The organism is Mesorhizobium sp. ES1-3 (assembly GCF_020164795.1).
Classification (GTDB): Bacteria; Pseudomonadota; Alphaproteobacteria; order Rhizobiales; family Rhizobiaceae; genus Mesorhizobium.
On record NZ_JAIUGW010000052.1, the window covers coordinates 1 to 7,436 of the forward strand.

Sequence of the window (7,436 nt, forward strand, 5' to 3'; positions counted from 1 at the left end):
ACCTCCCATGAATCACGCAAACTCTCTCTTGGGAATTCCAAAAACGCGCCGCCGCTAAAAATCTGCCAAAGTAGTGCAAGAGTGCCCCATCAAAGCCTGGGATCAAACAGGCTTGCGGTCCCGATACTTCGTCCACTGCATGCGCCGTCGCGCGATATCGGGACGATCCTGCTCGACGGCGATCAGCGTCTTTTTTTGTGACTGAGCTTCTCGGCATGCACGAACTCCCACACCGAACGGTAGTCGACCCTCAGGCCACGCTCGCCAAGTTCGGCCACAAGGCCGCGCAAGGTGAAGTCCCTGTCGTGACAGCGTTCGATCAGCCAGTCGCGCCACGCTCCCGAGAGCTTCTTCGGTTTGTAGCCGCCGACCTGGCGAGGCGCAGCACTGCCCGTCTCTTCGACGCGCTTAAGCCACGCGATGGCCGCGCTATAGCTGACGCCAAATCGAGCCGCCGCCGCGCGTCGCGAGAGCCCTTCCGTCTTGACCGCGGCTACAACCCGCTCGCGAAGGTCCATCGAATAGGCTGCCATCCATGCTGGCCTCCTCCCAGCATGCATGTTGAATCAGAACTGCGATGATTTGGGAATCCCACGACTCTTATAAATCTCATCCCGCTCTAGCGCGCTCGCCAGCTCTTATGATCTCTGCCCCATCGGGATGTAAGCCTTCGCCTTGGGGACCCGAAAGCCACGCTCGAAGCAAAAAGGGGAGGGACGGCCTCGTCCCCCATCAACGGGCAAGCACCTTCAAAGCCTTCTCGCTGATTTAAAGATCAACCAGACACAGCAAAGTCAGAGGACAAACATTTCGGTGAAATGGCCATTTTAGCGTGGAGAGGCGAACTCGGCGAGTTCGTCTGCCGCTTCACCGATACCGTGCGCGGCCGCGCGCTCGAGCCAAAGGCGAGCGGCAACCGGGTCGCGCTCCCCGGCGAGACCTTTCAAGAGATAACGTCCGAGCATGAGTTGGGCTTGGCTATGCCCACGTCCGGCGGCGGCAGCGTACCATTTCTGCGCTGCTGTCTGGTCGACCGGCAGGCCGTGGCCGGCTCCGTACAGCGCGCCAAGCGCAAACATCGCCCCGGCGTGACCGTCGACGGCGGCCCGCTCAAACAGCTGCATTGCAGCCTCGGGCTCGGGCGTGCCTCCGCGCCCATTGAGTAGCATCTCGGCGAGCGCCACCCGGGCGTCGAGCACGCCGGCGTCGGCGGCCCGCGCAAACCACACGCGGGCCTGAGTTGGGTCGGCCGCCACGCCGCGTCCATCCTGGAGGAGGCGGGCATACATATATTGCGCCTCTGCGACGCCCTCGGCCGCGCGTCGCAGCCAGTGCGCCGCTTGCCCCTCGTTCTGGCGAACGCCGACGCCCTTGGCGAAACAGAGTCCAAGGTTGAATGCCGCGATGAGGTCGCCTGATGATGCGGCCGCCTCGAACCATCCGGCAACGCTTGCACCGTCGTCGGGCTCGCCGGCTCCTTTGAGGACAAGATTGGCGAGGTCGGTCTGTGCCTCCTGATTGCCGCCATTTGCAGAAGTGCGCAGCCAGCGTGCCCCTTCCTCGACGTCCTCGGCCACACCGTTTCCCGTCAAATAGAGCGAGGCCAAAGCGCGGGCGGCGGCCTGGTGGCCCGCTTCGGCCGCCCGCCGATACCAGTTCGCGGCTTCCGCAAAATCCGGTCGCTGCGTCTTCGCATAGCGATCGCCCAGGAGATAGGCTGCCTCGATATTGCCAGCCAAGGCGGCACGCCGCATCCACGCCTCTCCGGCAGCGACATCATGGTCGATGAGGCCACCATCGATCAACGCTAATCCTAACCGAAACTGGGCTGAAGGAAGGCCCTTTTCCGCTGCAGCCTGATAGAGTTGCGCAGCTGCAGCCATGTCGCGTTCCACGCCGAGCCCGTGCTCGCTAAGGACTGCGAGAAGATAGATTGCGGTCGGCAGGCCGGCGTCGGCCGCGCGTCTCACCTCGTCCGCAATCCTGGCCCTGTTCTCGCGCCTGCCGAGGCGAGCCAGCGACAAGGCAAAGCCCAGGCACCCTTCGGGGCAGCCGGCGGAAGCCGACTTCTCGTACCAGCGGTGTGCCGCATCGACATCGCGCATCGATGTGGGGCCGCTGGTAAGGATATAGCCGAGGATCGCCTGTCCCGTGGCCGAGCCTGCCTCGGCCGCCTTGGTGGCAAAGTCGAAAGCGGCCGTGAAGTCTGGTTTCCCCGAGGAATCAGGTTTGAACAAATGCCCGGATTCGGAGCCGCTGCCGTCAGCTTCCGCCGTCACCAGCCCGGTGACGTGGAGAGCGGCGAGGAGCGCCTGCGCATCGGCACTCCCATGGTTGGCTGCCCGAAGCAGCCATCGCGCGCCTTCCATGCGGCTCGGCGGCACACCCGAGCCTTCCAGATAGCACCGCGCGACCCGGTACTCGGCGTCGACAATCCCCGCGCGCGCCGCTACCGCCATCAGCGGAAAGGCTTCAGCGACCTTGCCGCTGTCAGACAGATGGATCGCCCGGCGTAACGATGCCGCCGGGCTGGCGAAACCAGTCAGCCGATCCAGGATTGTCATCGATCCGAGCCTTTGATTCCTCCGGTACTCTATGGCTCCCGCATCGCCTCCTGGCCAATCGGCAGCATCACACCGAGAATGTACTTGAGTATCGTGCGCCGGCCGACCTTGACGTCGGCGGTCACCGGCATGCCGGGGCTGACGGTGAACCCGGCGGGCACACCGTGGAGGGCGACCTGGTCGATGGAAATCCGCGTCCGATAGAACGGCTCGGCGTCGGAAGGCAGCATGGCCAGGGAGCTGTTCGGATCGCGCGCTTGCTCTTGCGCCGAGAAGGAGTCGGGGCTGAGTGCCCGCACAGTGCCATGGGCGAGGCCGTATTGCGAATAGGGGAAGGTGTCGAACTTGATGACCACAGGGTCGCCGACATGCACAAAACCGCTGCTCCTGCCAACGATGTTCGTCTCGATCTCGAGCGGCGCATCTTCTGGCACCAGCGTGATGAAGCGTTCGCCTGACTGCATGACCGAGCCGACGGAGACCTTTGCCACCGATTGAACGATGGCATCTGATTGGCTCCTCAACTCGACCAACTGGTTTCGAAGCTTTGCCTTGTTGAGGAGTTCGCGGGCGTCGGAGATCCGCGAGCTCGCTTCCGACAGGCTTTGCGAGACTTCACCCCGCCAGCCCTGAATGTAGCCGTCGCGCTCGGCGGCCACGCCTGCTTGCTGGCGCTTGGCGGCCTCGGCGGTCTGCTCGGCATTGCCGAGCGCCCGGGACATTTCCGCCCGGTTGTCCTCGGCCAGGAGCGTGTTGAGGCGGCTTCCCACCTGCCTTGCCTCGAGCTGCTTGCGCATCTGTTCGATCGAGTCGGCGACCGTGAGTCGCTGGCGATAGCCGTCGGCATCCGATTGCGATCGCGAAATCACCGAACTGAGTTCGTCACGTTGGCGTTCGAAACTCTCCACCTTGGCGTCGTAAACCGCCTTGCGGTGTTCGAATATCGACATCTGCAGGGTCCAGCTCGGATCGAGGCCGTTATAGGTGAATGCCTGCCCGCTGGCCTCCGCCTTCAACCGCGCCACCTCGGCTTCAAGCGTCGAAACCTGCATCGCCAGCGCCGCCAGGTCGGCTGAGGCAAAGGTCGCGTCGAGGCGGGCAAGCAACTGGCCGGCCTGGACGCGCTGTCCCTCCCGCACCTCGATCGAGCGAACAATCGCTGTATCCAGCGGTTGCACGACTATGTTGGGGGATTGCGATACCACCAGCCCTCTGGTCGTTACGACCTGATCGACCGGCATCAGCCCAGCCAGGGCGATCAGCGCGATGACCAGGCTGGAAACGATCCAGACGATGCCGCGCGCAGCCCGTGGAACAGGCGCGTTGGCGACAGCCGTCGACGGCCATTGGAACTCGAGTATGGCCGGCGTCGTCGGATCCCTCGTTTCCATCCGATGCCGCCGAGCGGGGAGGGCGGTGAGAGAGGTGCTACTCATGATTGCCAGACCTGATGCGAGTGAGCCGCGCGACATGGTCAAACCAACCGCGGCGGAACGGCGACCGGGCGGCCGTGGCGGCCGTCGAGGTGCCGGTTCTGCTGCGACCACAACTGGCGATAGAGCGCGCATCGTTCCAGCAGGGTCGCGTGCGGCGCGACGTCGAGAACCTTGCCCTGATCCATGACCAGTATGTTATCGCACTCGGTAAGCGAGGAGAGCCGGTGCGAAACGATGATCATCGTGCGCCCGCTGGCGATGCGCATGAGGTTGGCGCTGACCACCGCTTCGCTCTCCGGGTCGAGTGCGCTGGTCGCTTCGTCGAGGATGAGGATGGTCGGATCGTGGATGAGGGCGCGCGCGATTGCCAGCCGCTGCTTTTGACCGCCTGACAAATTGGGCGAACCTTCCTCGATGTAGGTGTCGTAGCCATTGGGCATGCGTTCGATGAATTCCTGGGCGCCGGCGAGGTGAGCCGCACGCATGGCATCGGAAAGCGTCAGGCCTGCGCGCCCGGCGATGATGTTGTCGCGGATCGATCCGCGGAACAGAAAGTTGTCTTGGAGGACCACGCCGAGCCCTTGGCGAAGATGGCGCAGGTTGATCTCCTTGAGGTCGACGCCATCGAGCTTGAGAAACCCGCTGTAGTCGCGGTTGATTCCTTGCAGGAGGCGCGCGATGGTCGACTTTCCCGAACCGCTGCGCCCGACAATGCCAAACATGCTGCCGGCGGGAATGTGGAAGCTGACCCGGTCGAGCGCCGGTGTCTTTGTCGCGATATAGCTGAAGGTCAGGTCGCTGAACGTGACCTCGCCGACGAGCCTGGGCCTGAGGCCGGTGGAATTCGAACTGCTCTCCAGCGGCCGGTTGAGAACCGACGCTGCCTCGCCGATCGCCGCACCGACCTCCTCGTAGTCTTCGACCAGTCGCGCCAAGCCGACCAGCGGCTGCGCTACACGCTGGGAGATCATCATGAAGGCGAACAGGCCGCCGACCATATAGCCCGAGCGGTCGTTCATCGCGAGATAGGCGCCGATCAGCATGGTGCCGAGCACCATCAAACGTTCGATCGGCGTGACCATGGTCTGCGGCCAGCTTGCCAGCTGTCCAAAGGCGAGACGCGCCTTTCCCGCTTCCGCCACCCGCTCGTCCCAGAGCGCCTTGCGCTGCGGCTCGAGGCCGAGCGCCTTCACCGTCTTGATGCCGACGACAGTTTCGCCGAGCGCCGCCGCCTTCCAGGTCTCTGCTTCGACCACCCTCTGGTATCTCCGGCGCAGCGGTCTGAGAAACGCAAGGATGATCAGCATGATCACGACCGCGCAGGTCAGCACGATCCAGGCGAGGCTAGCGTTGATATAGAACATGACCGGCACCAGCACGCAGAGCGTGATCATATCCAGGAACGTGCTGAGGAGCTTTCCGGTCAGGAATTCGCGGATACGATAGACTTGAGCCAAGTGATACATCGTCTCGCCAGCCGGATGGCGCTCGAAATAATCGAGCGGCAGGCGCAAGAGCCGGCTGAAGACGTGCAGCTGCAGCTTGGTGTCCAGACGCGCGCCGACGACATTGATGATCAGTCGCCGCGCATGGCCAAGCAGAGTCTCGTAGACGAAAACCACGGCGATCACCGCGGACAACAGCACCAGCGTCGAGATGCTGTTGAACTGCAGCACCTTGTTGACCACCGTCATGACAATGAGCGGCGGCAGGATGGTAAGGACGCTCAGCGTGAACGAGGCGATGGTGATATCGCGCAAGGCATGGCTTTCGAGACGCACCAGTTCAGCAAGCCAGCGAAGGGTGAAGGGGGCGTCCGCCGCGACATAGGACCGTGTGGCGCGCAGCAGCAGTGCCTCGCCCGTCCAAACCTGCGACAGCCGCAACTCGTCAATGGCGACGGCTTCACCATCGTCGGGTGCATCCGCACTTTTCAGGAAGACGACGTTTCGCTCGGCGCTCGCCCCGATAAGCAAAGCCGCGCCGCCATCGTTGAACAACAAGACGACCGGTCCGGCGTCCTGGAAGCGCAGAAGGTGGGACCAGCGTATGCGCACGGCGCGTGACCACATGCCGGCGTCCTGCGCCCATTGCGACAGATCCGCGGCGGCCGGAACCGCGCTCACGGCCTTGAATTCGTTGGGGTCAAGTTCGACGCCATGATAGCGGGCGGCCCGCAGCATCGCCTTGAGGCGTGGCCCGATCATGTCGCATTCGGCGGGACCGCCGGGAGTTTGCGCCGCCGCATCGGGACCGCTCGCCTGGTCGGCCGCGCCTTCGGTGCCGGCGCGGATCGAGACCGGCTGGATTTCCGGGTTCACGGTGATGTTCACCATGGACTTGCCTTCCGGTACGCGGGCGAACTCACCGATGCCCTGAGCAATGTGCCTCCGCCGAGGTCACCGTTCATCCCCCTTTTGTACTCCGAATTGATCCACAGCGCGACTCTCATGCCAATCCTTTTCGCGCGCGGATTTCGCATTGGCGCCGCCCGCGCGTCAGTCCTCAAATTTGGACCGTCTCCGTTGTCAACATTCCCGCTCACTCATGCGGCTTCAGAAGATCCTTCAGCGTCGTCTTGACGGTGTGGTCGTTGTTGGCGTAGCCGGTACCAGGCTTCGTCTGGTCCGAGTTGAGATCCGTGCTCGCCCCCGACGGCTTGTTCTGGTTCTGCCCAAATCCCCCGATGGTCTTGAGGACATTGAGCAGGTCTGTCGTCACCGATGCCCCCGCAAGGCCGATCAGGTGGCGGAGCGAGGCTTGGCTGCCAGGATCACCGTCGCCCTTGGTCGAGCTGGACTGCAGGAATTGCCCGGTGTCCTTGAGGCCAAGCGAGTCGGACGTGACCTTGGCGGTCTTCTGGGTCGTTGTCGCCAGGGTTGTGGTCGACGCGACAACCGAGTCTTTGTGACCGCCCGAGGGTCCAGTCGGACCGGTTGGCCCGGTCGGACCAGTCGTGCCCTTCGGCCCGGTATCGCCCTTGGGTCCGGTATCGCCCTTGGGTCCAGTTGCGCCGGTCGAACCGGTTGCGCCCTTCGGCCCGGTGTCGCCTTTCGGTCCTGTCGAGCCAGTTGTGCCCGTGGCGCCAGTGGCACCCGTCGCGCCCTTGGGCCCGGTATCGCCCTTCGGCCCGGTCGCGCCGGTCGAACCGGTTGCGCCCTTGGGTCCGGTATCGCCCTTCGGTCCAGTTGCGCCGGTCGAGCCTGTGGCACCAGTGGAGCCCGTTGCTCCGGTACCGCCGGTCGAGCCTGTGGCTCCCGTCGCGCCCGTGGCTCCGGTCGAGCCTGTTGCGCCGGTGTTGCCAGTCGCGCCGGTTGCACCTGTGGCTCCAGTCGAGCCCGTCGCTCCGGTATCGCCCGTAGGCCCAGTCGAGCCCGTGGCGCCGGTGTCGCCGGTTGCACCTGTGGCTCCAGTCGAACCCGTGGCGCCCGTATCG

At 64.1% G+C, this 7,436-nt stretch carries 3 protein-coding genes and 2 pseudogenes; all 5 read right to left on the reverse strand.

Going from position 1 to position 7,436, the window contains the following annotated elements:
* Positions 1 to 120: 120 nt before the first annotated feature.
* Positions 121 to 533 (reverse strand): annotated as a pseudogene (locus LB536_RS30695) (helix-turn-helix domain-containing protein); the annotation flags it as partial.
* 294 nt (positions 534 to 827) lie between these two features.
* Complete coding sequence (locus LB536_RS30700) at positions 828 to 2,564, reverse strand: tetratricopeptide repeat protein (RefSeq protein ID WP_224599087.1); 1,737 nt, start codon at positions 2,562 to 2,564, stop codon at positions 828 to 830.
* Positions 2,565 to 2,593: 29 nt separating this feature from the next.
* Complete coding sequence (locus tag LB536_RS30705) at positions 2,594 to 4,036, reverse strand: HlyD family type I secretion periplasmic adaptor subunit (protein WP_318013531.1); 1,443 nt, start codon at positions 4,034 to 4,036, stop codon at positions 2,594 to 2,596.
* Positions 4,037 to 4,038: 2 nt separating this feature from the next.
* Positions 4,039 to 6,336 carry a peptidase domain-containing ABC transporter gene (locus tag LB536_RS30710; RefSeq protein ID WP_224599089.1) on the reverse strand — a complete coding sequence of 766 codons (2,298 nt, stop codon included), beginning with the start codon at positions 6,334 to 6,336 and terminating at the stop codon, positions 4,039 to 4,041.
* 205 nt (positions 6,337 to 6,541) lie between these two features.
* Positions 6,542 to 7,436, reverse strand: a pseudogene (locus tag LB536_RS31285) (hypothetical protein); the annotation flags it as partial.

Excerpts from the sequence above, each read along its gene's own strand:
- LB536_RS30700 (WP_224599087.1), bottom strand. The coding sequence starts at position 2,564 with ATGACAATCCTGGATCGGCTGACTGGTTTCGCCAGCCCGGCGGCATCG.
- LB536_RS30705 (WP_318013531.1), bottom strand. The coding sequence starts at position 4,036 with ATGTCGCGCGGCTCACTCGCATCAGGTCTGGCAATCATGAGTAGCACC.
- LB536_RS30710 (WP_224599089.1), bottom strand. The coding sequence starts at position 6,336 with ATGGTGAACATCACCGTGAACCCGGAAATCCAGCCGGTCTCGATCCGC.